At 66.3% G+C, this 24,224-nt stretch carries 21 protein-coding genes and 1 pseudogene; 7 read left to right on the forward strand and 15 right to left on the reverse strand.

Features of this window, described 5'->3' with window-relative positions:
* The 5 genes and pseudogenes from RT551_RS17735 to RT551_RS17755 form a co-directional block, all read right to left on the reverse strand.
* A pseudogene (locus RT551_RS17735) lies at window positions 1–517 on the reverse strand (sporulation protein); the annotation flags it as partial.
* An 18-nt stretch (window positions 518–535) separates the two neighbouring features.
* Complete coding sequence (argS, locus tag RT551_RS17740) at window positions 536–2,221, reverse strand: arginine--tRNA ligase (protein ID WP_313460984.1); 1,686 nt, start codon at window positions 2,219–2,221, stop codon at window positions 536–538.
* Between the two features lie 163 nt (window positions 2,222–2,384).
* Entirely contained in the window at window positions 2,385–3,074 is a 690-nt protein-coding gene (gene radC / locus RT551_RS17745; protein ID WP_313460986.1) for a DNA repair protein RadC, read from the reverse strand.
* A 96-nt stretch (window positions 3,075–3,170) separates the two neighbouring features.
* The gene (locus tag RT551_RS17750) at window positions 3,171–3,587 is read right to left on the reverse strand and encodes a hypothetical protein (RefSeq protein WP_313460988.1); all 417 of its coding nucleotides are present in this window, start codon (window positions 3,585–3,587) and stop codon (window positions 3,171–3,173) included.
* A gap of 421 nt (window positions 3,588–4,008) precedes the next feature.
* Window positions 4,009–5,124, reverse strand: a complete 1,116-nt coding sequence (locus tag RT551_RS17755) for an NADH:flavin oxidoreductase/NADH oxidase (RefSeq protein ID WP_313460990.1) — start codon at window positions 5,122–5,124, stop codon at window positions 4,009–4,011.
* A gap of 96 nt (window positions 5,125–5,220) precedes the next feature.
* Between RT551_RS17755 and RT551_RS17760 the strand changes: the two genes are divergently transcribed.
* Window positions 5,221–6,108, forward strand: coding sequence for a LysR family transcriptional regulator (locus tag RT551_RS17760; RefSeq protein WP_313460992.1), 888 nt, complete (start codon window positions 5,221–5,223; stop codon window positions 6,106–6,108).
* A gap of 1 nt (window position 6,109) precedes the next feature.
* On the opposite strand, the gene RT551_RS17765 is transcribed toward RT551_RS17760, so the two are convergent.
* Both RT551_RS17765 and RT551_RS17770 read right to left on the reverse strand, forming a co-directional pair.
* Window positions 6,110–6,379 carry a hypothetical protein gene (locus RT551_RS17765; RefSeq protein WP_313460993.1) on the reverse strand — a complete coding sequence of 90 codons (270 nt, stop codon included), beginning with the start codon at window positions 6,377–6,379 and terminating at the stop codon, window positions 6,110–6,112.
* Between the two features lie 162 nt (window positions 6,380–6,541).
* Window positions 6,542–7,399, reverse strand: coding sequence for an aspartyl protease family protein (locus RT551_RS17770; RefSeq protein ID WP_313460995.1), 858 nt, complete (start codon window positions 7,397–7,399; stop codon window positions 6,542–6,544).
* Between the two features lie 264 nt (window positions 7,400–7,663).
* Between RT551_RS17770 and RT551_RS17775 the strand changes: the two genes are divergently transcribed.
* The 4 genes from RT551_RS17775 (at window position 7,664) to RT551_RS17790 (ending at window position 12,259) form a co-directional block, all read left to right on the forward strand.
* The gene (locus tag RT551_RS17775) at window positions 7,664–8,059 is read left to right on the forward strand and encodes a VOC family protein (protein ID WP_313460997.1); all 396 of its coding nucleotides are present in this window, start codon (window positions 7,664–7,666) and stop codon (window positions 8,057–8,059) included.
* Between the two features lie 117 nt (window positions 8,060–8,176).
* Complete coding sequence (gene coaBC / locus RT551_RS17780) at window positions 8,177–9,439, forward strand: bifunctional phosphopantothenoylcysteine decarboxylase/phosphopantothenate--cysteine ligase CoaBC (protein ID WP_313460998.1); 1,263 nt, start codon at window positions 8,177–8,179, stop codon at window positions 9,437–9,439.
* Window positions 9,436–9,909: a dUTP diphosphatase gene (dut, locus tag RT551_RS17785; RefSeq protein ID WP_125361218.1), complete on the forward strand. Its 474-nt coding sequence runs from the start codon at window positions 9,436–9,438 to the stop codon at window positions 9,907–9,909. The genes coaBC and dut overlap by 4 nt, the downstream gene beginning before the upstream one ends.
* A gap of 13 nt (window positions 9,910–9,922) precedes the next feature.
* The gene (locus RT551_RS17790; RefSeq protein WP_313461000.1) at window positions 9,923–12,259 is read left to right on the forward strand and encodes a phosphomannomutase/phosphoglucomutase; all 2,337 of its coding nucleotides are present in this window, start codon (window positions 9,923–9,925) and stop codon (window positions 12,257–12,259) included.
* Window positions 12,260–12,284: 25 nt separating this feature from the next.
* On the opposite strand, the gene RT551_RS17795 is transcribed toward RT551_RS17790, so the two are convergent.
* The 8 genes from RT551_RS17795 to pyrE all read right to left on the reverse strand — a co-directional run bounded on the left by RT551_RS17795 (window position 12,285) and on the right by pyrE (window position 21,769).
* A complete protein-coding gene (locus RT551_RS17795; RefSeq protein WP_313461001.1) occupies window positions 12,285–13,004 on the reverse strand; it encodes a response regulator transcription factor in 720 nt (239 codons plus the stop codon).
* Entirely contained in the window at window positions 12,985–15,645 is a 2,661-nt protein-coding gene (locus RT551_RS17800) for a sensor histidine kinase KdpD (RefSeq protein WP_313461002.1), read from the reverse strand. Before RT551_RS17800 ends, RT551_RS17795 begins: the two co-directional genes overlap by 20 nt.
* Window positions 15,646–15,682: 37 nt before the next feature.
* Complete coding sequence (kdpC, locus tag RT551_RS17805; protein ID WP_313461004.1) at window positions 15,683–16,351, reverse strand: potassium-transporting ATPase subunit KdpC; 669 nt, start codon at window positions 16,349–16,351, stop codon at window positions 15,683–15,685.
* Window positions 16,348–18,399: a potassium-transporting ATPase subunit KdpB gene (kdpB, locus tag RT551_RS17810; protein WP_313461005.1), complete on the reverse strand. Its 2,052-nt coding sequence runs from the start codon at window positions 18,397–18,399 to the stop codon at window positions 16,348–16,350. The genes kdpC and kdpB overlap by 4 nt, the downstream gene beginning before the upstream one ends.
* An 11-nt stretch (window positions 18,400–18,410) precedes the next feature.
* Window positions 18,411–20,126 carry a potassium-transporting ATPase subunit KdpA gene (gene kdpA / locus RT551_RS17815; RefSeq protein ID WP_313461006.1) on the reverse strand — a complete coding sequence of 572 codons (1,716 nt, stop codon included), beginning with the start codon at window positions 20,124–20,126 and terminating at the stop codon, window positions 18,411–18,413.
* A 12-nt stretch (window positions 20,127–20,138) separates the two neighbouring features.
* Window positions 20,139–20,282 carry a potassium-transporting ATPase subunit F gene (locus tag RT551_RS17820; protein ID WP_260477049.1) on the reverse strand — a complete coding sequence of 48 codons (144 nt, stop codon included), beginning with the start codon at window positions 20,280–20,282 and terminating at the stop codon, window positions 20,139–20,141.
* A 112-nt stretch (window positions 20,283–20,394) separates the two neighbouring features.
* Window positions 20,395–21,087, reverse strand: coding sequence for a hypothetical protein (locus RT551_RS17825; RefSeq protein ID WP_313461007.1), 693 nt, complete (start codon window positions 21,085–21,087; stop codon window positions 20,395–20,397).
* Window positions 21,088–21,109: 22 nt separating this feature from the next.
* A complete protein-coding gene (gene pyrE, locus RT551_RS17830; RefSeq protein ID WP_311193515.1) occupies window positions 21,110–21,769 on the reverse strand; it encodes an orotate phosphoribosyltransferase in 660 nt (219 codons plus the stop codon).
* Between the two features lie 165 nt (window positions 21,770–21,934).
* Here pyrE and RT551_RS17835 point away from each other — a divergent pair, with 165 nt between their 5' ends.
* Both RT551_RS17835 and RT551_RS17840 read left to right on the forward strand, forming a co-directional pair.
* On the forward strand, window positions 21,935–22,735 hold the full coding sequence (locus RT551_RS17835) for an exodeoxyribonuclease III (RefSeq protein ID WP_313461010.1): 801 nt from the start codon (window positions 21,935–21,937) through the stop codon (window positions 22,733–22,735).
* The gene (locus RT551_RS17840) at window positions 22,732–24,105 is read left to right on the forward strand and encodes an MFS transporter (RefSeq protein ID WP_313461012.1); all 1,374 of its coding nucleotides are present in this window, start codon (window positions 22,732–22,734) and stop codon (window positions 24,103–24,105) included. Before RT551_RS17835 ends, RT551_RS17840 begins: the two co-directional genes overlap by 4 nt.
* The last annotated feature ends 119 nt before the right edge of the window (window positions 24,106–24,224 follow it).

The following is a 24,224-nucleotide window of genomic DNA, read 5'->3' on the forward strand; positions in this document are numbered from 1 at the left end:
CGGTTGCCGCCGGACGCTCGTTCACCGGAGCCGGCATCGTCGTTGCGGCCGGCGCGGTGGACGCAACCGAGGTGGACGTCGCCGCCGCCGCTGGCACCGAGCGACCTTCCAGTGCCGCCTGCGAGCGCTGGGCTTCCGCCTTGGCGCGACGCTGCTCTTCGGCACGCGTGCTGGCCGCCAGTTCCGCATCCGACATTTCCACTTCCTTGCCGGGCAGCAGGGTGTAGAAGTCGTACTGGGTGGCCGCCGGCTTGGCCGGTTCGGCGGGCTTGGTCGCACCCGGGCGCGGCAGCTCGGTGCCCACGTCGGTGTCGGCGTCGCTCACCGGGGCCGGCTGTGCGTTCGGGTTCGGCTGCGGGCCGACCCGCAGGAAGCCGTCACCTTCGCTCTTGAACAGGTTCGGTGCCGCCAGGAACACCACTGCGGCAATCGCCACGCCGGCCACCAGCCACACCCACCCGGGCGTGCCTTGGCTGCTGTTGCGCCGTGCCTGACTCTTGCCGCGTCGTGCTGCCATTTACCGCTACTCCAGTGATTACATTTTTTCCGGGGCGGAAACGCCCAGGAGGTTCAAGCCATTGGCCAGCACCTGGCGCGCCGCGCACGCCAGCGTCAGCTTGGCATTGCGTTCGGCATCGTCAGCCACCAGCACCTGCGTGCCGTGATACCACGTGTGGAAGGCGTGCGCCAATTCACGCAGGTACTGCGCGATCAGGTGCGGTTCCAGCGCAATGCCGGCCGCTTCCACCACTTCCGGGAAGCGCGACATTTCCACCATCAGCCACAGCGAAGCGTCGTCGCCCAGCGTGGCCAGCGCAGCGGCGTCACCCTGGCTGAAGCTCAGGCCCTTCTCCTGGGCCTGGCGCAGCAGGCTGCACACGCGGGCGTGCGCATACTGCACGTAGAACACCGGGTTGTCATTGCTCTGCTGGCGGGCCAGGTCGATATCGAAGGTCAGCTGCGAATCCGGCTTGCGCGCAATCAGGAACCAGCGGGTCGCATCGCGGCCGGCTTCGTCGATCAGGTCGCGCAGGGTCAGGTAGCTGCCGGCACGCTTGGACAGCTTCACTTCCTCGCCGCCGCGCATCACCGTCACCATCTGGTGCAGCACGTATTCCGGCCAGCCCTTGGGAATGCCCACGTCCAGCGCCTGCAGGCCGGCGCGCACACGTGCCAGCGAGCCGTGGTGGTCCGCACCCAGTTCGGTGATGGCGCGCTCGTAGCCGCGCTGCCACTTGCTCAGGTGGTAGGCCACGTCCGGCAGGAAGTAGGTGTAGGTGCCGTCGGACTTGCGCATCACGCGGTCCTTGTCGTCACCGAAGTCGGTCGAGCGCAGCCACAGCGCGCCGCCTTCCTCATAGGTATGGCCGGCCGCGTTCAGCTGGGCCACGGTCTCTTCGACCTTGCCATCCTTGTACAGCGAGCTTTCCAGGAAGTAGATGTCGAAATCCACCCCGAATGCCGCCAGGTCCTGGTTCTGCTCGTTGCGCAGGTAGGCCACGGCGAAGCGGCGGATGCCGTCCAGGTTGTCCGGGTCGCGCTCGCCGACCACGGTGTGGCCTTCCAGCTCGACCTTGGCCCCGGCCAGGTAGGCATCGGCCACGTCCTGGATGTAGTCGCCGCGGTAGCCCGCTTCCGGCCAGCCGGCGTCGTCAGGCTTCAGGCCTTTGGCGCGGGCCTGGGTGGACAGGGCCAGATTTTCGATCTGTACGCCGGCGTCGTTGTAATAGAACTCGCGCTTGGCGTTCCAGCCGTTGGCGTCCAGCAGGCGCGCCAGGCAGTCGCCGATGGCGGCGGCGCGGCCGTGACCGACGTGCAGCGGACCGGTCGGGTTGGCCGACACGTATTCCACGCCCACGGTGCGGCCGTTGCCGCTCAGGTTGTGGCCGTAATCAGCCCCTTCCTTCAGCACGAAGGCGGCCTCGCGCTGGTAGGCGCTGGCCGCCAGGCGGAAATTGATGAAGCCCGGGCCGGCGATGTCCACGCCGGTCACGTCGTCGCTCTTCGGCAGTGCATCGACCAGGGCCTGGGCCACGGCGCGCGGATTGCTGCGCGCGGCCTTGGCCAGCAGCATCGCGGCATTGGTGGCGAAATCGCCGTGCTCACGGGTCTTCGGGCGTTCCACCACGAAGTCCGGGGTGAGGGTATCGGCCGGCAGCGTACCGTTGGCACGCAGGGCTTCAATGCCCTGGTTGATCAGGGCGCGGAGGAGATTTTTCACAAGGCCTGCTTTGAGACTGGAGCGGCGGAATCGGCAATTTTAGCCCAGATGGGCCCCAAACCATTGAACCGCCCCCCAGCAAGGGGGCTAACCCGGTAGCGCCGGCCGTTGGCCGGCCCACGACGAACCGTCTAATACCTCGACCTGACCGCCCCGTTCAGCCTCAAACCCGCCCCAGCCACCCGCGCTCGGCCATCGACACCGGTTCCCCCTCCCCGACCACGATATGGTCCAGCAGCCGCACCCCGACCAGCTCCAGCGCCGCTTTCAGCTCCACGGTGACATGCCGGTCCGCCGCCGACGGCTCGGCATGCCCGGAGGGGTGGTTATGGCCGACGATCACGGCCGCCGCGTTGTGCAGCAGGGCATGGCGGGCGACTTCACGGGGGTAGACCCCGGACGCGTCGATCGTGCCGGAGAACAGCTCTTCGAAGGCCAGCATGCGGTGGCGGTTGTCGAGGAAGAGGGCCGCGAACACCTCCACAGGCCGGCTGCGCAGACGCTGCTTGAAGTAGCACTGGGCAGCGAGAGGGTCGCTGAGCAGTTCTCCCTGGGCGAGCTTCGCCGAGAGATGACGCCGGGCCAGCTCCAGACTTGCCACCAGCATGCAGGCCTTGGCCATGCCCAGCCCCGGCAACTTCGACAGGTCCTTGGCCGGCATATCGAGCAGCCTCCGGAGAGGTCCGTGGGCCTCCAGCAACTCGCGCGCGATCTCCATGACGTGGCGTCCCTTTTGGCCGGTCATCAGCAGAAGTGCCACGAGCTGGGTATCGGTCAAGGCAGCCGGGCCCCTGGCGATCAGTTTCTCGCGCGGACGTTCATATGTTGGCCAGTCACTGACGTTTGGCATCATCCTTGCCTTGACTGTACTTCCGGTGAGCTATGACGGACCAGATGCCAGTAGCGAGGCCTAGCACCGATACTACGACTGAGGCAACGACGACGAACGTCATTCAGGTTCTCCCATTTGTTGATTTTCTGACGCGGAAATCTTGTCGAGCACTGAATGGCTTGTGAGGAGAGATGCAGTGATTAGCGCGATTGCACAGACCACCAAAGCAACAGTCTCGATGACCGAGGATCCAATCAGGACGAGCGTGTAAAGAACGCAGTACAGCGAGATCAACGTGATGGACGTTCCGTTCTGCGTCGTCTTCCACTTCCTGCCCGGATCCGCGATGTGCTCGATCTCATTTATGTTGGAGATCTGCAGAATCAGTCCAAATGCGATGACGTCGGACGCAGAGAAGATGTCGACCACGCCCTTCTTCGTGACCGCCCACGCCATCAACCTGGTCAGGATCGGTATCAGGCCGATCATGACGGTGTACACAAGCCACTTGGTCTTTCGGTTTCCTTGCTCCATCCGGGGGTGCTCATTTTTTGGCCAGTACCTGCGATCGACAATGGGTGGTGTTGTCTCGCAACTTCGGATGGACGCTACGCTCTCCTTCGAACAGCCGCGAGGCCATCAGCGACATCAGCCTGGCATATGCCTGAAATCGCCGCGTATTCGATGGGGTAATCAATACGGCGCGGCGATCACACTTGTGTCGCCAATGGCTTCTACGCCCACTGAAATGTGCGACTCTTACGATTGACGGAAGTTCGCGCGCCCCATAGTGTCGAGGTCGTCGAGTCAATTCGACCTACGAGACTGCACGCGATTCACAGACACAGTCTGTGCGCTAGCTGCAGCAGGCGGACCAGGTGACGACAAGCCGGGTCCACGCCTTAAAAACGGCCCTCGGCAGCCAGCTGCCGAGGGCTCTGTCTCAAACTGCTCTTTACTGCGCAGCACCCTTGCCCGGCCCGCGATACCGCGACAACCAATGCGCATACGGTGCTGGCAGCGTCCACGCTGGATTCTCCTCACCCAGCGCAATCGCCAGCTGATACGGATAGTGCGGGTTGGCCAGATGTGCCCGCGCGATCAGCACCAGATCCATGCTGCCCTCGGCAATCGCCTTCTCCGCCATGTGCGGATCATCAATGCACCAGCTGGCCGCCACCGGCATCTGCACGTCGTGCTTCAACCGCGCGGCCACCGGCACGAAGAAGCCCGGTCCCCACGGTGCCTTGCTGTTCAACGTGGAGAAACCAATGCTCGCGTCGATCAGGTCCAGCCCGCCGTCGCGCATCTGCCGTACCAGCTGTGCGGCTTCGGGATAGAAGCTGTAGTCCTGGCCGTCGTACTCCACCACGCCAAAACGCGCGGTCAGCGGCAGGTGTTCCGGCCACACCGCGCGCACGGCTGCCAGTGTTTCCAGAAGGAACCGGCCCCGGTTCTCCGCGCTGCCGCCGTAGCGGTCGGTGCGCTGGTTGGCCACCGGCGAGAAGAAGCTCTGCGCCAGATAGCCGTGTGCGAAGTGCAGCTCCAGCCACTGGAAACCGGCCGCCAGTGCGCGTTTCGCTGATGCCACGAAGTCAGCCTGCACCCGCGCAATGTCGTCCAGGGTCATCTCACCGGGCACCTTCGGCAGGCCCGCGCCGAAGGCAATGGCCGAGGGAGCCAGGGTCGGCCAGCCGCGACGGTCGTCTTCGGGGATATGGTCATCGCCTTCCCACGGCAGGTTGGCACTGGCCTTGCGCCCGGCGTGACCAATCTGGATGCCGGGCACCGCACCGGCGGCCTTGATCGCACTGGCGACCCGGGCCATGCCCTCGATCTGGCCGTCTTCCCACAGCCCCGCACACCCGGGAGTGATGCGGCCTTCCGGGGACACGGCGGTAGCTTCCACGATCACCAGGCCGGCCCCGCCTCGGGCCATGCTCGCGTAGTGGGGCGCATGCCAATCGCTCAGGTAGCCCTCATGGGCGGAGTACTGGCACATCGGGGGAATGGCGATGCGGTTGCGCAGGGTGATGTCTTTCAGCTGGAACGGGGTAAACAGGGCGGCCATCAGGGTCTCGAACCGGGGAATTTCACCCGATAAGGGTAGGGGCCCCGGACCCATTGATGCTCTAATCGAACCTTATCCTTCGGATAAGAGTTCGTTATGCACAATCCGCAATGGCTGCGCTCATTCGCCACCGTCGCCAGCACCGGCGGCTTCACCCGTGCCGCCCACGCGCTGGGACTCACCCAGGCGGCGGTGAGTCAGCACGTACGGCATCTGGAAGGCGAGTTCGGTCCGCTGTTCATCCGCCGGCCGCGCCAGATCGAACTGACCCCCGCGGGCGTGGCCCTGCTGGCCTATGTGGAGGACACCGCGCGCGCCGAGCGCAGGCTGCGGGCGAGCCTCAGTGATGCCGTTACCGACGTCGGCGAGGTGAGCTTCATCACCCCGGGCAGTGTGGGCCTGGCGCTCTATCCCATCCTGCTGGACTACCAGCACAATCATCCGGGTCTCTGCATCCGGCATCGCTTCGCGCCCGACCCGGACATCCTGCAGGCGGTGTTGCAGAAGCACTACGAGTTGGGTCTGGTGACGCTCAGGCCAGACGATCCCCGGCTGGTTGCTACGCCGTTTACCGAGGAATCATTGGAACTGGTCGTACCCGCGGGTGAGAACGTGGAGCAATGGAGTGACCTGCAGCGGCTGGGCTTCATCGACCACCCGGACGGTCGCGGCATGGCCACTCGATTGCTGTCCCGCCGCTACCCGGGCAACCCGGGCATCGGCACGTTGCCGGTTCACGGCTTCACCAATCAGGTCGCACTCATTCTGGAACCGGTGGCGCGCGGGCTGGGTTTCACCGTCATCCCGCGACACGCGCGCGAGTCGTTCGCTCACCCTGAGGCGCTGCGCGTGGTGGACTGTGGCGATCCCGTGATCGACACGCTGTGGCTGATCCACCGCGCCGAATGGCCACTGTCGGGGCAGGCGCGATGGTTGGTGGAGCAGTTGCGGGGCGTGCCGAGGTTCCAGCAGCGCCGATCCTGATCTACTGCTTGCCCGAACACTGCTCCATGGCCCCGCCCAACGCCACGGCGAAGTCTTCAGGAACCTTGCCTTCGTTGATCTCGGCCATGCCCTTGTCGCCGTAGTGCTTGAGCACGGCATCGAACGTGCACTGACAGACGCTGCGGGCGGCGTTGGCCGCGCATCCGTCAACGAACGAGGTTTCGAACTCGGTGGGCTTGCGGCTGCAGGCGGCGAGGAGAATGGCGGTTCCCGCCAGGAACAGACTCTGTGCAATGTGTCGGGTGTTCAAGATGTTCATCCTTGGTGGGGCAGCCTTTTCCGATTATGCGGGGCTGAGCACGGTTCGTGCCACCCGGGAGCTTGAATCCCCGCAGCCAGAAAGGCAATCATCCATGCGCAGCTGCCAGTCGCGGGCCCCCAAGTTTTCCCACTTGAAGAGGCCGGCAGTTCATCAACGGCAAATCGCGACCGTTTTTGAGCGCTGGTCGATCAGCACCACACTCTGCTGCAGCGCTTCTGCACCTACCAGTGGTTCGGGAAACTTTGCCGAAACCCTGATCTCCACGTCCTCCAAGCTTGCCTGGCCCACACGCACAGGCCCATGCAGCGTTGCGCGCCACGTCTCGAGCTGACCGTTGGTCAACTGCGAACGCAGCGCTTCCTGTAGCGGAACGTCCGAGATTCCTTCATACACGGCCTGCGGCAGCACCAGGTTGACGTTGGCTCCCGTGTCCAATTGGGCGACAAGCGCGTGCCCGCCAATGCTGACAGGAATGCGGAACGCGCGCTCATAGGGCAGGGCGTTCTGATCTGAAGGCGACATCGCATGGCGCTGGGTAAAGCTCAGAATGCTGCGCGGGTAATCAATCACCAGCAGGCCATCGCCGAAGAACTCACGGCCGAGAATGCCGTGGAATGCAGCCTCGGGGCTGTTGCGCCTGTTGTAGTCACGGGTAATCAGTTCAAGGTCGCGATGGACCACTTCGCCCAGCGCCAGTGACTGCACCCGGGTGGTTTCGACCGCAGCCGTGCTGACCCCGTCGGACGTGGTGGACTCACCGTGCTTCTCAAGGTCAAGCAGTGCGACCAGGCTCGCATCCACCCTGCCCATGCCACTGGCTCCAGTGTCCACGGCGAACCGGTACGGGCCGCGCCCGTTGACGGTGGCTTGCACGTAAATACGCCCCTCCACGATCTGGAAGGGCTGGTGAACCATTGCGTCCGTCTTCGCCACGCCGGCAAGCTGACAGGCGTCGGAGGGTGCCTCGGCCAGCACACCGGGTGCCGTTAACAGAGAGAGGGATGCCACCAACCATCCTGTCCACGTACGCATGTAGACGTCCCTGTACATCGGCAAGCCCCGGTTTCCAATGGATGGTCAGACTGCCCGGCGTCAATCGTCCGAACAAGCCGCCCTGCGATGCAGGCGCCATCAGGCCGACGAAACGCCCGGCAGGACTGACGAAGCCCTGGCGATGGCCAGCACCGAAGCAGCGAGCGCAGCATCAGCCTCTTCCTTCCGGGTCATTGGCGTTACCATCGGATTCTCCATTTTTCGGCATCCGGGTGACACATGCTCAACCACGTCATGGTCGGCTCCAACGACATCGAACGCTCGAAGGCCTTCTACAACGCAGTGCTGGGCGGTGTCTTCGGTGCCCGCGAGCCGTATGAGAACCGGGCCGATTCCGGGCATGTCCGCCTGTTCTACCGCCATGACGGCAGCAGCTTCTGTGTCAGCCAGCCCATCAACGACGAGCCGGCCACGCCCGCCAACGGAGCCACCATCGGCTTCAAGTGCACGTCGCCGGAACAGGTCCAGGCCTTCCACGATACGGCGGTGGCGGCCGGCGGAACCTCCATCGAGGCCCCGCCGGGACTGCGCGAGAGCAACATGGGCAACGCCTGGCTGGCCTACGTCCGCGACCCGGATGGCAACAAGCTGTGCGCGATCTATCGGCCGGTCTGAGCCACGCGGGCGAGCACCGCTCATAACCAGAAATCCCCCACTCATGCCCCTGGCGCATCAGGGCCGCCACATCGCATCGGGTAAGCTACCCGCCTCAGATCTACAGGAATTCCGCAGGTGGCTGACTCCCCCCAGGCATCCCCGGCGCAGGTGCGCCCGCTGGACGGCCAGAAGCTGTTGTTGTGCGTGGGTGGCGGTATCGCGGCCTACAAGTCGCTGGACCTTGTGAGACGCCTGCGTGACGCGGGTGCCCAGGTCCAGGTGGCGATGACCGCCGGTGCCCAGCAGTTTGTCACCCCGCTGAGTTTCCAGGCGCTGTCGGGCCAGCCCACCCGGACCACGCTGTGGGACAGCGCGGCCGAACAGGCCATGGGCCATATCGAGCTGGCGCGCTGGGCTGACCGCATCGTGGTCGCGCCGGCCACCGCTGACCTGCTGGCGCGGCTGGCAAACGGCCACGCCGACGACCTGGTCACCACGCTCTGTCTGGCCACCACCGCGCCGCTCACCGTGTGCCCGGCGATGAACCACCGCATGTGGCTGCACCCGGCCACCCAGGCCAACATCGGCCTGCTGCGCGAGCGCGGTGCCCAGGTGATCGGTCCGGAAGATGGCCCGCTTGCCGAGGGTGAGTCCGGTCCTGGCCGGCTCAGCGAGCCGCATCAGATCGTCGCCGCGCTGGCGGCGCTGCGCGCTCCGGCCGCTGCAGATGGCGATGCGGCATCGCAGGAACTGCAGGGCCTGCGCGTAGTCATCAGCGCCGGCCCCACTTATGAAGACCTCGACCCGGTGCGCTACGTCGGCAACCGCAGCAGCGGCAAGATGGGCTACGCCCTGGCCGCCGCCGCCGCCCGCCAGGGCGCGCAGGTGGTGCTGGTCAGCGGGCCGGTGCATCTGGCCACGCCGCCGGGTGTGCAGCGCGTGGACGTGCGCTCGGCCGCGCAGATGCGCACCGCTGTGCTGGATGCGCTGCCGGCCGACATCTATATAGGAGCCGCTGCGGTCTCGGACTACACCCCGCGCCAGATCGCGGCACAAAAGCTGAAGAAGACCGCAGGAACGCAGACGTTGACCCTCGAACTGGTGCGCACGCCGGACATCCTGGCCGAGGTCGCGCAGCAGACCAACGCGCTGAAGCTGGTGGTCGGTTTTGCCGCCGAAACCCACGACGTGGAGAAGTACGCGCGCGGCAAACTGATCGACAAGCGCCTTGATCTGGTGATCGCCAATCAGGTCGGCATCACAAACGGCGGTTTCGAAAGCGACGAGAATGCCGCGACGGCCTACTGGCAGGGCGGGGAGCAGGTGTTCCCCGGCACCAGCAAGACGCGGCTGGCCGAACAACTGTTGTCCCTGATTGCCCAGAGGTTGCATGCATGAGTGTTGATCCGTCGCTCCAGCCCTTGCAGGTCAAGCTGCTTGACCCGCGTTTCGGCGATACCTGGCCCCTGCCGGCCTACGCCACCGAAGCCAGCGCCGGGCTGGATCTTCGCGCCGCACTGGAGACCGAACTCACCCTGCAGCCCGGCGACGCCGCGCTGATTCCCAGCGGCATCGCCATACATATCGCCGACCCCAACCTGTGCGCGGTGATCCTGCCGCGCTCCGGGCTCGGCCATCGCCACGGCATCGTGCTGGGTAACGGCACCGGTCTGATCGACGCGGACTACCAGGGCCCGTTGCTGATCAGCACCTGGAATCGCGGCCGCGAGGCCTTCACAGTGCAACCCGGGGACCGTATTGCACAGTTGGTGGTGATGCCGATTGCACGCGTAGGGCTGCAGGTAGTGGATACTTTCACCGACAGCGCCAGGGGAACGGGTGGATTCGGCCATACCGGGGTGCGCTGACAGGGGGTTGTAGATGAGCAAGGCAAAGGCGGAAGGCAAGCGCCAACTCAGCGGTTCGCAGAAGCAGTGGCTGCTGGTGGTGTTGCTGGTGCTGTTGGCTGCATGGTTTGTGTGGGGCGGTGTCCGCCAGTGGCAACAGGCCTCGGCGGGGGCGGCGCTGGAGGAGTCGCGTGACCAGATCGCCGGTGGCCTGCTGACCGCCTGGAGCGGCCAGGTTTCCCAGCTGGAAAAAGTGCTCAAGAGCGAACGCGTGACCACCGCGCTGGCCAACGGCGATGCCGATGCTGCCGCCTTGGCAGTCCGCGAGGGCTGGCCGGGCACCGAAGAGGTGCAGGTGCTGCCGGCTGCGCTGGATGCCGGCTACAGCGATCCCAAAACCTTTGGCTATGCCCGTCTGGCGCTGCTTGAAGCGGCGCTGGCCAACGAAGCCGTTGCAGCGCGCGTGGTGCGCGATGCCGGCGGTCAACGCCTGGGCCTGGCCGCACCGGTGCAGCTGGGCTCCCAGGGCCTGGCCGTGATCTACGTGCGCCAGCCGCTGCTCAAGCTGATCGGCACCTTCGACCAGGTGCGTGTGCCCGGCAACGGCTATCTGGCCCTGCGCCAGGGCAGCCACAGCGTCATTGAACAGGGCGACACCGCGTTGGCCTCCCGCGCTGAAGGTCTTGCCCGCCCGATCGGCAAGAGTGGCCTGCGCCTGGCCGCGGCCGTGCCGGACGTCGAACCCGGCCCGCTGGGCCTGGGACCCATCCCGTGCCTCATCGTGGGCGTGTTGCTGTTGGTCGTGGCCGTGCTGCTCAAGGTAGGCAAGGGTCGAGTGAAGCTTCCGGTGCGCCGCACTGCGGCAGCCACCGTCGACGAAGGTCCCACGCTCAGCGAAAGCCTCGCGCGCGAACCGGTGCTGGCAGCGGCCGCTGCGGACGAGGGCGCTCCGCCGCCGGTGCCGCGCGGTCCGGGCAACGAGATCGCCGAAGACATCTTCCGCGCCTATGACATCCGCGGTGTGGTCGGGCGCGAATTGACCCCGCCGGCGGCGGCGCTGATCGGCCAGGCCATCGGTTCGGTGCTGCAGGTGCAGGGGCTGCGCGACATCGTGGTTGGCCGCGACGGTCGTCTGTCCGGTCCCGAACTCAGCAACAGCCTGATCGAGGGCCTGCGCCGTGCGGGCTGCAACGTCATCGACATCGGCCTGGCACCCACCCCGGTGGTGTATTTCGCCAGCTACCACCTGCGCGCCGGCAGCTGCGTGGCCGTCACCGGCAGCCACAACCCGCCGGACTACAACGGCTTCAAGATCGTGGTGGGTGGTGAAACCCTGGCCAACGAAGCCATCACCGAGCTGTATCACCGCATCCGCAATGGCGACCTGCATGTGGCCGCCGAACCGGGCAGCCTGCAGCAGCGCGACATCAATGCCGACTACGTGCAGCGCATCGCCGACGACGTGCAGCTGGATCGTCCGCTGAAGGTCGTGGCCGACGCCGGCAACGGCGTCGCCGGTGAACTGGCCCAGCCGCTGCTGGAAGCGATCGGTGCCGAGGTCATTCCGCTGTACTGCGATGTGGACGGCACCTTCCCGAACCACCATCCGGACCCGAGCGATCCGGAGAATCTCGAAGACCTGATCCAAACCGTGAAGCGCTTCGATGCGGACATCGGCCTGGCCTTCGACGGCGATGGCGACCGCCTCGGCGTGGTTACCAAGGAAGGGAAGATCATCTACGCCGACCGCCTGCTGATGCTGTTCGCGGCCGACGTGCTGATGCGCAACCCCGGCGCGCTGGTCATCTATGACGTCAAGTGCAGCGGCAAGCTGTCCGACTACGTGCTGCGCAATGGTGGCAGCCCGATGATGTGGAAGACCGGGCATTCGCTGATCAAGGCCAAGATGCGCGAAACCGACGCCGAGCTGGCCGGCGAGATGAGCGGCCACTTCTTCTTCAAGGAGCGCTGGTTCGGTTTCGACGACGGCCTGTATGCCGCTGCGCGACTGCTCGAGATTCTGGCGCAGCGCGAGGAAACCCCGTCCGAAGTGCTCGATGAGCTGCCCGACAGCGTGTCCACGCCGGAACTGAAGGTGCCGGTGGAATCGGGCACGCCGCATGCGCTGGTGTCGCTGTTCGTGTCGGCGGCGCAGGGTGAGGAGTCGCCGTTTGCCGGCGCGCGCCTGTCCACCATTGATGGCCTGCGCGCCGACTTCCCGGATGGCTGGGGACTGCTGCGCGCGTCCAACACCACCCCGGTGCTGGTGCTGCGCTTCGAGGCGAACGACGAAGCCGCGTTGAACCGGATCAAGGGCCTGTTCCGCGAGCAGCTGCAGCCGTTGCTGCCGGATGTGGAATTGCCGTTCTGATCGATGTGCCGGCCAGCGGCCGGCACTACCCCTTGAACCGCAGGCCGACACCCGGCTCGGTAAACAGATACCGCGACTCCAGAGCGGAGTCGCCCAGCTTGTGCCGCAGCTTGCCGACCAGAATGCGCAAGTAGTGCGTATCGTGCTGGTGGGTCGGACCCCAGATCTCCGCCAGGATCTGCGGCTGGGTCACCACCCGCCCGGCATTGCGCAGCAGCAGTGACAGCAACGCGTACTCCTTGCGGGTCAGCGCCACCGGCGCGCCGTCCAGGTGCACTTCGCGCCGCACCAGGTCGACATGCAGATGCCCGTCGTCGAAGTGAGGCAGGGCACCATCGGCGTTCACCGTGCGCGAGCGCAGCAGCGCGCGGACCCGCGCCATCAGCTCCTGCGTGCCAAACGGCTTGGTCACGTAGTCATTGGCACCGTTGTCCAGCGCCTTCACCTTTTCGGTTTCGCTGGCACGCACAGTCAGCATGATCACTGGCACCTGGCTCCACTGACGCAGCTCGGCCAGCACCTGGTGCCCCTCCATGTCCGGCAGGCCGATATCCAGGATCACCAGTTCGGCCCCTTCGGTCACCAGCAGTTCCAGGCCCTGCTGCCCGGTTTCGGCCTGCAGCACGCGGTATCCCTGCGCACGCAGGCTGATGTCGAGGAAGCGGCGGATCTGGGCTTCGTCGTCGATCACCAGCACGCGGGCCGGTGGTACGCCTTGGGCGGTATCAGGATTCGTCGTGGTCATCAGCAGGCTGAGGTTTGAGCAGGGGCAGCGTGATCCGGATCAGGGTACCGCGTCCGTCACGTCCTGGCAGGGCCTGCACGCGGCCACCGTGTGCGCCGATCATGCCCTGGCAGATGGTCAGGCCCAGGCCGGTGCCATGACGGCCACGGTCGCCGCGCTCGACGGTATAGAACATGTCGAAGATGCGCGCGCGTTCTTCATCCGGAATGCCGGGGCCGGCGTCGAGCACGTCGATGCGCAGTTCGCCCTCGACCAGCCGCGCGGTGACTTCCACCGCCGCGCCAGGCGGTGAGAACTTCGCTGCGTTCTCCATCACGTTGAATACCGCCTGTTCCACCAAGGCCGGGTGCACCCAGATCGGTTCCAGTGTGGCGGGAATGTCGAGCTGCAGCTTCACGTCGGGCTGGTAGCGCTGCAGGCGACGCGCGGCCGAGCCGATCAGCTCGTCCACGCCGATCCAGTCACGATTGATCTGCAGGCCTTCATGGCCCAGCCGGGTCATGTCGAGCAGGTTCTGGATGTAGCGGTCCAGACGCTCGCCTTCGACCAGGATGGTGTTGAGCAGGGCGCGGCGATCGGTGACATCCATCGCGTCGGAATAGCTGGACAGGCTTTCGGCCGACCCGATCATGGCGGACAGCGGCGAACGCAGGTCGTGCGACACCGACGACAGCAGCGCCGAGCGCAGGCGTTCGGTCTCGTTGCTCACGTGGGCTTTTTCCAGGTCTGCGACCAGGCGGGTGCGCAGCGCGGCCTGGGCGATGTCATCGACCATGGCCTCGGCCAGCTGGCGTTGCTCAGGCACCAGTCGTGGCACGCTGCGCGCAAAGCGCATGCCGGCCACGCCGATGGGCTTCGCTTCGCCGTCCAGCAAGGGCAGGAACCACCACTGCGCGCCGGCGAGGGTGTCGGTGAAGCGACCGCTCGGCTGCCCGTGCCGCTGTGCCCAATCGGCCGCCGCCATATCGGTATCGCCGGGTACGCCACTGCCGCTGGCACTGGTGTCGCCGCCAATGCGCAACCACGCCGGTGCATCCAGTGCCTGTTCCAGTGCCTCGCGCCCGGCCTGGGCAACCTGTTCGATGCTGGCCGCTCGGGTCAGCTGGCCGCCCAGTACCTGACGCGCATTGGCGTGCCGGTTGGCTGCGCGCAGCGCCACCACCTGCATGCGCAGGCGTGAGGCCAGCCGACCCGCAACCAGTGCCGCCGCAAGGAACAGGAACACGGTGATCACGCCTTGGCGTGCGCTGATCGCAAACGTGAAACGCGGGGTGATGAAGAAGAAGTTGTAGGCCAGGAAACACAACGTGGCTGCCATTACCGCCGCGCGGGTGCGGCTGCGCGCCGCCACCAGCACCACCGCCACGATGAACACCATCGACAGGTCGTACAGCCCCACCCAGCGCTCGGCAATCGCTGCGACCAGACACGCCATTGCGGTGGCAGCTACCGCCTGCAGCGCATCGGTGCCCGCGCTCAGCGTGGGCATCGACAGCCCGTGGCGACGCGCATGCGCGCGCGCCTGCGGGGTGCCGATGATGGTGATCTCGTAATGCGCGCCGCGCTGCACCAGCTGCTGGGTCAGGGTGCGGTTGAGCATGCGCGCGAACGGACGTTCGCGGGTGCGGCCCAGCACGATGGTGGACACGCTGTTGTGTCCGGCATGGTCGAGCAGCGCATCGGCGACGCTGGTGCCGTGCAGCAGTTCGGCTTCACCACCGAGCCGGCGGGCCAGCGCGAAGGCGGCATCGATCTCGCGCTGGGTACTCTCGTCCCAGCGCCGGTTCTGCACGGTCACGACCGTCCACGGTGCGTCGCGGCGCTCGGCAATACGCCGGCCCACGCGCACCAGGTATTCACTCTGGCCACCGCCATCGATCGCCACCAGCACGCGCCGGCGCAGCGGCAGATTGCCTTCGCCTCGGGCAGCACGGGTTTCGCGCAGGCTGGTGTCGACGCGGTCGGCCGCTTCCTGCATCGCCAGCTCGCGAAGCGCGGTGAGGTTGGCCGGCGAGAAGAACTGGGTCAGGGCCTGTGTCGCCTGTTCGGGCACGTACACCTTGCCCTGCTGCAGGCGCTCGATCAGTTCGCGCGGGGGCAGGTCGACCAGCACGATGTCATGCAGGCGGTCCAGCACCGCATCGGGCACGGTTTCGCTGACACGGACGCCGGTGATCCGCATCACCACGTCGTTGAGGCTTTCCAGGTGCTGGATGTTGATGGTGGTCCAGACGTCGATGCCGGCGTCCAGCAGTTCCATCACGTCCTGCCAGCGGCGCTCGTGGCGGCTGCCGGGCACGTTGCGGTGGGCCAGCTCGTCCACCAGCACCAACGCCGGATGCCGTGCAAGCACGGCATCCAGGTCCATTTCATGGAGGGTGTGGCGCTGGTAGGTCCGCTCCAGCAGGGGCAGCTGTGGCAGGCCCTCCAGCAGCGCCGATGTCTCGGCGCGGCCGTGCGTTTCCACCAGTCCCACCACCACATCCACGCCACGGCGCAGCTGTTCGTGGGCGCGGGCCAGCATGCTGTAGGTCTTGCCTACGCCGGGGGCCGCGCCCAGGAACACCGTCAGTTTGCCGCCAGCTTCGCGCTGCAGGCCTTCCACCAGAGCATCGGCCTGCCGGGTACGGGAATCAGTCATGGGAGAGGATTGTGCTCGCAACCGCGCCACAACAACATCACAGCCCCGTAGAGCCGGGCTCTGCCCGGCTGCTCTTCACGCCATCCAACGCCACGTTCAACATCAACACGTTGACCCGAGGCTGCCCAAACACCCCCCACGTCTTCCCCTCGATATTCGCATCCACCACGGCCTGCACCTGTTCAACCGTCATCCCACGCGCCCTGGCCACGCGTGCCACCTGCACGGCCGCAGCGGCCGGCGAGATGTGCGGATCCAGGCCACCACCGGACTGGGTGACCAGGTCGGCGGGCACGTCGGCCACGGCAATGCCTTCGCGGGCGGCCACCGCCTCGGTGGCCTCCTTCACGCGGGCCTGCAGGTCCGGGTTGGTACGGGCCATGTTGCTGCCCGCAGCGGCCATCGGGTCATAGCTGGCCGCCGACGGACGCGACTGGAAGTAGCCGTCGGCCACGAACGGCTGGGCCACGAGGCGCGAGCCACGGACCTTGCCGTCCTGGACCAGCAGGCTGCCATTGGCCTGGTCGGGGAAGATGGCCCCGACCACGCTGGTGGTGGCCACCGCGTAGGCCAGGCCCAGTACCAGCAGGCTGGCGACACCCAGCACGATGGCCGGGCGCAGCGCGGTGCTGTCCTCCAGCGCCACCATGGTGTCGGCGCGCGAAGGCAGGGGGCGGGAAAGCGAAGCAGTCGTTGAGCGGTTCATGCGCCGAACACCGTAACAAGGAAGAGATCAATCAATTTGATGGCCGCGAACGGCAGCAGCACGCCGCCCAGCCCGTACACCAGCATGTTCCGACGCAGCAGCGCGGTGGCGGTGGCGGGACGGAAGCGGACGCCACGCAGCGCCAGCGGAATCAAGGCCGGAATGACCAGGGCATTGAAGATCAGCGCCGCCAGCACCGCATTGCGGGGGCTGGACAGGCCCATGATGTTCAGGGTTGCCATGGCCGGCAGGGCAGCAGCAAACAGCGCCGGCAGAATCGCGAAGTACTTGGAGACGTCGTTGGCCAGCGAGAAGGTGGTCAGCGCACCGCGCGTGATCAGCTGCTGCTTGCCCACTTCGACCACCGCCAGCAGCTTGGCCGGATCCGAATCCAGATCGACCATGTTGCCGGCTTCCTTCGCCGCCTGGGTGCCCGAGTTCATGGCCAGACCGATGTCGGCCTGGGCCAGCGCCGGGGCGTCGTTGGTGCCGTCGCCCACCATCGCGACCAGCCGGCCACCGGCCTGTTCGGCACGGATGCGGGCCAGCTTGTCTTCCGGGCGGGCTTCGGCGATGTAATCGTCGACGCCGGCTTCGGCAGCAATGGCAGCAGCGGTCAGCGGGTTGTCGCCGGTGATCATCACCGTGCGGATGCCCATCGCGCGCAGCTGGGCGAACTTCTCGCGCATGCCGTGCTTGACCACGTCCGACAGTTCGATCACACCCAGCACGTGGCGGCCTTCGCACACCACCAGCGGCGTGGCACCGTTGCGTGCGACCTGCTCGACACGTCCGGCCAGCTCGGCCGGCACGGTGCCGCCCTGCTCGCGCACGTAGGCGGTGATGGCGTCCGAGGCACCCTTGCGGATGCGACGGCCACCGTCCAGGTCAACGCCAGACATGCGGGTCTGCGCAGTGAAGGCCAGATATTCGGCACGGTCGGGTTCGGCGGTGACGCAGCCCTGTTCGCGCGCCAGGCGCACGATCGACTTGCCTTCCGGGGTCGGGTCGGCCAGCGAGGACAGCAGCGCCGCTTCGCGCAGCTGGGCGGCATCGATGCCCGCCAGTGCGTGGAAGTGGGTGGCCTGACGATCGCCGTGGGTGATGGTGCCGGTCTTGTCCAGCAGCAGCACGTCGACGTCGCCGGCCACTTCCACCGCCTTGCCCGACTTGGCCAGCACGTTGGCGGCCAGCGCACGGTTCATGCCGGCAATGCCGATGGCCGGCAGCAGGCCGCCGATGGTGGTCGGGATCAGACACACCAGCAGGGCGATCAGCAGCAGCGGGTCGACATTGACGCCGACGAACGAACCGATCGCCGGCAGCGTGGCCACCACGACCAGGAAGGTCAGGGTCATGGCCGCCAGCAGCAGGGTCAGCGCGATTTCATTCGGCGTCTTCTGGCGGTTGGCCCCTTCGACCAGCGCGATCATGCGGTCGAGGAAGCTGTTGCCCGGCTCGGCGGTGACTTTGACGATGATCTGGTCGGACAGCACCTTGGTGCCACCGATCACACCGCTGCGGTCGGTACCGGCTTCACGCAGCACCGGGGCCGATTCACCGGTCACCGCCGCTTCGTTGATGGTGGCCAGGCCCTGCACGATCTCGCCATCGGCCGGCACCAGTTCACCGGCACTGACGATCACGTGGTCGCCCGGGCGCAGTTCCGCGGCCGGCACATGGGTTTCGCTGGCACCGGCATGGGCGGCGGCCAAACGGCGTGCGGTCAGGTCCTGACGGGCACGGCGCAGCGACGCGGCCTGGCCGCGGCCACGGGCCTCGGCCACCGCTTCGGCGAAGTTGCCGAACAGCACCGTCAGCAGCAGGATCGCGGTGACGGTCAGGCCGAAGCCCAGCGGTGCGTTGCCGGTCAAGGTGACCAGCAATGCCACGAGGGTGCCCACCATGACCACCGCCATGACCGGGCTGTGGACCAGGTGACGCGGAGACAGCTTGACCACCGAATCGCGCAGGGCACGGCGCAGGCCGGCCCCATCCAGCAGGCGCTGGCGGCGTGGGGAAGACGCATTCAAGGGAAGAGTGCTCATGGAATCTTGTCTCACTGCAGGGTCAGCGACAGGTGGTCGGCCACGGGGCCAAGTACCAGTGCCGGCATGAACTGCAACACGGTCAGAATGACGATCACCGCAATCAGGGTGATGCCGAAGGTGGGCGTTTCCAGTTGCAGCGTGCCGGCGGTTTCCGGGGCACGGCGCTTGGCCGCCAGCTGCGCGCAGATGATCAACGGGACGATCAGCAGCGGGTAGCGGCCCAGGATCAGCACCAGGGTGCAGGTCAGGTTCCACCACGGCGTGGCGTCGCCAAGCCCTTCAAAGCCCGAACCATTGTTGGCGTACGCCGACGTGTATTCGTAGAAGACCTGGCTGATGGCGTGGAAGCCGGGGTTGGAATTGCCGGTCAGCGAAGGCACGGCCAGGGTGATACCGGTCAGCACCAGCAGGGTGATCGGCTGCAGCAGGATCAGCAGGGCCAGCAGGCGCACCTGCGGGGTTTCCAGCTTGCGCCCCAGCAGTTCCGGGGTACGGCCGGTCATCAGGCCGGCCAGGAACACACCCAGCAGCATATAGACGATGAACTGCAGCAGGCCGCAGCCAATGCCGCCCCAGATCGCGCCGACCAGCATGTTGATCATCGGTACGGCACCGGCCAGCGGACTCAGCGAGTCATGCATGCCGTTGACCGAACCGTTGGTCACCTGGGTGGTCACGGCCGCCCACAGCGCGGTGCCATCGGAACCGAAGCGCACTTCCTTGCCTTCCATCAGCAGCGGGCTGCTGGCGGTCGAGGAATAGCCCTCCAGCCACACCGTGGCCGCGACCGAGACGCTGGACATCGCCAGCATGCAGCCGAACACCAGACCGGCCAGGCGGTTGCGCCCGGTGAACGCACCCAGCATGAACACCACGGCGATAGGAATCAGCAGAATGCTGATGATCTCGATGGCGTTGGCCAGCGGGGTCGGGTTCTCCAGCGGTACGGCGCTGTTGGGGCCATACCAGCCACCGCCGTTGGCACCGAGCTGCTTGGCCGCCACCATCGCGGCAACCGGACCCAACGGCAGCTTCTGGCCTTCCATGCCGGCCGATGCGTCGATCGGCGTTGCGGTCGGGCCACCGGCCAGCGTGGACGGAACGCCCTGGCTGGTCAGCAGCACCGCCCATAGCAGGCACAGCGGCAGCAGGAAGCGCACGCACGAACGCACCACGTCGGCGTAGTAGTTGCCGACGTTGACCAGGCGGTCACCGTTGACCACCGGCTCGGCCTGGGCCGTGGCCGCGTCGGTCTTGACGAACAACGCACGCAGCGTCGCCACCAGCAGGGCCAGGCCCATCATCGGGGTGACCACCTGCAGGCCGGTGATCGCGGTCATCTGTGCGAAGTAGGACAGCTGCGCCTGGCCGGAGTAATGCTGCTGGTTGGTGTTGGTCAGGAACGACACCATGGTGTGCAGCGCGGTATCCCAACGCATGTTGGGAATCTGGTCCGGGTTGAACGGCAGCCAGGCCTGGGTCATGAACACGATCTGCACCAGCACCGCGATCACCACGTTGCTGAGCAGGAACGCGCCCACATAGCCGCGCCAGTTCATCCCGCGGGCCGGGTTCACACCGAGCGCCCAGTACAGGGGCTTTTCAATCAGCCCGAACAGCGCATCGCCGGCCATGGGGCCGCCGCGCATCACCCGGGCAAGGTAAAGCCCAAGCGGAAAGGCCAGCACGATGCTGGCCAGAATGATCAGAAGAATCTCGGTCATGGTCGGCTCCGATCAGAACTTTTCGGGCGCAAGCACGACGTACAGGAGATAAGCGGCGGCAACGATCACCAGCACGCCGCAGACCAGGGCAAGCCAGGCGGGCAGGGTAGGCGGCGTTGCGGCAGCAGCGGCAACAACAGGCAGAATCAGGCTCATGGGACGTCCAGGTGGAACCACTCCACGTCAGATCGCCATCGTCCGCCTCAGCCGCGTAAACACGCCACGCCCGCCCCGCTGGGCGAGCGTAAAAAAGCCATAAAAATCGGGATCAACCCCGCGGGTCGTTCGCCACTGCGGTTCCCTTCAACACCCGGTACCGCTGCAACGTTTCCTCGATCTCCGTATCCAGCGCCTCGCGCTGTGCGATGAACGAGGCCTGCAGGCGCTGCTGCGCCACCAGTTCGGTATGCCGCTGCCGGATGTCCTGGGTCTGCTTGTCCGTCACCGGCTGTCCTGCCAGCTCGCGGTCGCCGGCACCGGACAGCAGGGTCACCAGTGCATCACGCAGGCTGGCGACGTTGTAGCTGGCGGTGTTCACGTTGTTGTCCAGAATGCCGGTGCGTTCGGTGAACACCCGGCGCAGGTCATCCTCGTCCTCGTAGGTGGACAGCATGGCCTGTTCGGTACGCTTGCGGGTTTCCTCAGCGGCCTGGTCCAGCTGGCGCTGGGCAGCGGCCACCGCTTCGGTGGCGCGCTCTTCCTCGGTCAGGGTGCGGTCCACGCTGCCCCGGCGCAGGCCGCTTTTCACCCCGAATTCCTCACGCGCGCTGTTCACCGCGTCCTGCGGCAGGGCATCGCTGCAGATCCGCTCATTGCCCTTGTTCCAGCAGTACAGCTTTTTCGGCTTGGCCTGCACATTCTGGTACTTGGGTGCCTGTGCCTGCTGTGCCTGCAGTGCCGGCGCGGCCAGCAGCAGGGCCAGCGCGGTGACGGTCAGCGATAACGTGGTGAACCTGGACATGGTGAGCAGCCCCCTGCTGCAATCAACGCGTAGGACGGCTGCCGTAACGGGACCTGTAGTCCTCCAGCGGCTGCCGGTACCCGACAAGTTCCGGATTTCCGGAGGCAAAATCAAGCAGATCGGCCAGCGTGGCCACCGCCACCACCGGAATCCCGGCTTCTTCGGCCACCGACTGGGCCGCCGAGCGGCGGTCGGTTTCCGAGGCGATCTCCTGGCGGTCCAGCGCCACCACGATGCCGGCGGGGGTGCCACCGGCACCCTTGATGATGGTCAGGGCCTCGCGGATCGCGGTGCCGGCGGTGATCACGTCATCCACGATCAGCACGCGCTTGCCGTTCATGTCTGCGCCGATCAGGTTGCCGCCTTCGCCGTGGTCCTTGGCTTCCTTGCGGTTGAACGATAGCGGCAGGTCGCGGCCGCGCTGGGCGAATTCACAGGCGGTAGCGGTGGCCAGCGGAATGCCCTTGTAGGCCGGGCCGAACACCACGTCGAACTTCAGCCCGGTGGCTTCCACGGCGTCGGCATAGCAGGCCGCCAGCTGGGCCATGCGGGCACCGGAGTCGAAACGGCCGGCATTGAAGAAATAGGGGCTCAGCCGGCCGGACTTCAGGGTGAACTGGCCAAAACGCAGCGCGTCGGCGGTCAGCGCCAGCTGCAGGAAACGGTAACGATGGTCGCTCATCTAATGACTGTTCAATTCTCTTTGGAGCGCAGATGCTAATGCATTGGCCCCAATTCAGGCTCGCGGCGGGCGGTCGCAGGCCCCCAGCAGCGGCCGGATCCGGCCAGCCGCCGGCCCGGGCAACCCGGTATGCTTTGTCGGTTCCCGCACCAACCCTGGAATCGCATGCGCATCATCAGTTTCAACGCCAATGGCATCCGCTCCGCCGCCAGCAAGGGCTTCCTTGACTGGTTCCGCGCCCAGAATGCCGACGTGCTGTGCATCCAGGAAACCAAGGCCCAGGAAGACCAGCTGGCCGACCCCATGTTCCGCCCGGACGGCCACCACTGCTTCTACCGCGACGCCATCACCAAGAAGGGCTACAGCGGCGTGGCCATCTACAGCAAAAAGGAGCCGGACCAGGTCATCACCTCGCTGGGCTGGGCTCCGTTTGACGATGAAGGCCGCTATATCGAGGCCCGTTACGGCAATCTCAGCGTGGTCTCGTTCTACATCCCCTCCGGCAGCTCCGGCGACCTGCGCCAGGGCTTCAAGTACGAGGTGATGGAATGGCTGCGGCCGATCCTGGCGCAGTGGCTGGCCAGCGGCCGCGACTACGTGCTGTGCGGCGACTGGAACATCGTGCGCTCGGCGCTGGACATCAAGAACTGGAAGTCCAACCAGAAGAACTCCGGCTGCCTGCCGCCCGAGCGCGACTGGCTCAACGGCCAGTGCGTGGATACCGACCAGGCCATGGACATCGCCGCCGGCCAGGGCTGGACCGACGCCTACCGCCTGCTGCACCCGCAGGGCGAGGACTACACCTGGTGGAGCAATCGCGGTGCCGCCCGCGCCAACAACGTCGGTTGGCGCATCGACTACCAGTTCGTCAGCCCCGGCCTGCGTGAGCGCCTGCGCAGCTGCTCGATCTACCGCGACGAGCGCTTCTCCGACCATGCCCCGTTCACGGTGGACTACGCTCCATGAGTGAAGCGGCTGCTGCCAAGCGCCAACGCCCGTGGCAGCGGGTGCTGGCCAACCTGACCGATCACAAGGTCATGGCCATGCTGCTGCTGGGATTCAGTTCCGGCCTGCCGATCTATCTGGTTGGCAACACGCTCGGCTTCTGGATGCGCAAGGAAGGCATCGATCTCAGCACCATCGGCTTTCTGTCGTGGGTCGGGCTGGCCTATACGCTGAAGTTCCTGTGGGCCCCGATCGTTGACCGCACCGATGTGCCGGGCTTCGCTCGCCTCGGCCGCCGCCGTGGCTGGATGCTGCTGTCGCAGATTGTGGTCGTCGCCGGACTGATCGGCATGGCGCTGGTGCAGCCGAAGGGCGGGCACATCCAGTTCCTGGGCATCGCCTGGGAGCACATCGTGGTGTTCGGAGTGATGGCGGTCATCGTCGCCTTCGCTTCGGCCACCCAGGACATCGTCATCGACGCGTGGCGCATTGAAAGCGCCAAGGACAGCGAACAGCTCGGCCTGCTCACATCCTCCTCCGCGCTGGGCTACCGCAGTGCCTTGCTGGTCACCGACGCGTTGATCCTGCTGGTCGCCTCGCGCGTGGGTTGGCAGATCTCCTACGAGCTCATGGCCGTGCTGATGATGGTCGGCGTGGCGGCCGTGCTGGTGGCGGACGAGCCCGCGCGGCAGACCGCAGCAGGGCAGGGCCAGACCGCCGCGCTGTGGACCCCTCGCGGCCTGTTCGACGCCGTCGTTGGCCCGTTCGTTGCCTTCATCAAGGAGCACCGCAGCGGGGCCATCCTGATCCTGGTCGCGATCAGCGCGTACCGCATGGCCGACTTCATCATGGGACCGATGGCCAACCCGTTCTATGTGGACCTGGGGCTGGACGAAGATGTGGTCGGTGCCGTGCGCGGCTCGGTCGGCCTGGTCGCCACCTTCGTCGGCATCGCGCTGGCTGGTCTGATCGCGGTGCGCTGGGGCGTACTGGTCACTCTGGTGGTGGGTGCGGTGCTGGGGCCGTGTTCCAACCTGGCCTTCGCCTGGCTGGCCTATGTGGGCCCGGACACGACCCACTTCGCGGTCGCCATGGCCATCGACAACGTCGCCAGCGGTTTCGCCGGCACCGCCCTGATCGCCTACATGTCCAGCCTGACCAGCATCGGCTACACCGCCACCCAGTACGCGCTGCTCAGCTCGTTCTACGCCATGCCCGGCAAGGCGCTGAAGGGGCTGTCCGGCTGGGCGGTGCAGAGCCTGGCGCAGGGCCGTACCCTGCTGGAAGGCTACGCGCTGTTCTTCATCGGCACCGCGCTGATCGCCATTCCGGTGGTGCTGCTCTGCCTCGGCCTGATCTGGCAGCAGCGGCGGCAGACAGAGAAGGCCTGAACAATGGGGAATGCTCTGCGTAGAGACACGCCATGCGTGTCTTCGCGGTGCCGGATTCACGCGAGACACGCATGGCGTGTCACTTGTGTCTCGGACTGGGCCCTGATCAGGCACAATCC

Origin of the sequence: Stenotrophomonas sp., from assembly GCF_032103445.1 — a bacterium.
GTDB lineage: Bacteria > Pseudomonadota > Gammaproteobacteria > Xanthomonadales > Xanthomonadaceae > Stenotrophomonas.

Coding starts and splice junctions, on each gene's coding strand:
- radC (WP_313460986.1), bottom strand. CDS start 3,074: ATGATGCCAAACGTCAGTGACTGGCCAACATATGAACGTCCGCGCGAG.
- RT551_RS17750 (WP_313460988.1), bottom strand. CDS start 3,587: ATGGAGCAAGGAAACCGAAAGACCAAGTGGCTTGTGTACACCGTCATG.
- RT551_RS17755 (WP_313460990.1), bottom strand. CDS start 5,124: ATGGCCGCCCTGTTTACCCCGTTCCAGCTGAAAGACATCACCCTGCGC.
- RT551_RS17760 (WP_313460992.1), top strand. CDS start 5,221: ATGCACAATCCGCAATGGCTGCGCTCATTCGCCACCGTCGCCAGCACC.
- RT551_RS17775 (WP_313460997.1), top strand. CDS start 7,664: ATGCTCAACCACGTCATGGTCGGCTCCAACGACATCGAACGCTCGAAG.
- dut (WP_125361218.1), top strand. CDS start 9,436: ATGAGTGTTGATCCGTCGCTCCAGCCCTTGCAGGTCAAGCTGCTTGAC.
- RT551_RS17790 (WP_313461000.1), top strand. CDS start 9,923: ATGAGCAAGGCAAAGGCGGAAGGCAAGCGCCAACTCAGCGGTTCGCAG.
- RT551_RS17795 (WP_313461001.1), bottom strand. CDS start 13,004: ATGACCACGACGAATCCTGATACCGCCCAAGGCGTACCACCGGCCCGC.
- RT551_RS17800 (WP_313461002.1), bottom strand. CDS start 15,645: ATGACTGATTCCCGTACCCGGCAGGCCGATGCTCTGGTGGAAGGCCTG.
- kdpC (WP_313461004.1), bottom strand. CDS start 16,351: ATGAACCGCTCAACGACTGCTTCGCTTTCCCGCCCCCTGCCTTCGCGC.
- kdpB (WP_313461005.1), bottom strand. CDS start 18,399: ATGAGCACTCTTCCCTTGAATGCGTCTTCCCCACGCCGCCAGCGCCTG.
- kdpA (WP_313461006.1), bottom strand. CDS start 20,126: ATGACCGAGATTCTTCTGATCATTCTGGCCAGCATCGTGCTGGCCTTT.
- RT551_RS17820 (WP_260477049.1), bottom strand. CDS start 20,282: ATGAGCCTGATTCTGCCTGTTGTTGCCGCTGCTGCCGCAACGCCGCCT.
- RT551_RS17825 (WP_313461007.1), bottom strand. CDS start 21,087: ATGTCCAGGTTCACCACGTTATCGCTGACCGTCACCGCGCTGGCCCTG.
- pyrE (WP_311193515.1), bottom strand. CDS start 21,769: ATGAGCGACCATCGTTACCGTTTCCTGCAGCTGGCGCTGACCGCCGAC.
- RT551_RS17835 (WP_313461010.1), top strand. CDS start 21,935: ATGCGCATCATCAGTTTCAACGCCAATGGCATCCGCTCCGCCGCCAGC.
- RT551_RS17840 (WP_313461012.1), top strand. CDS start 22,732: ATGAGTGAAGCGGCTGCTGCCAAGCGCCAACGCCCGTGGCAGCGGGTG.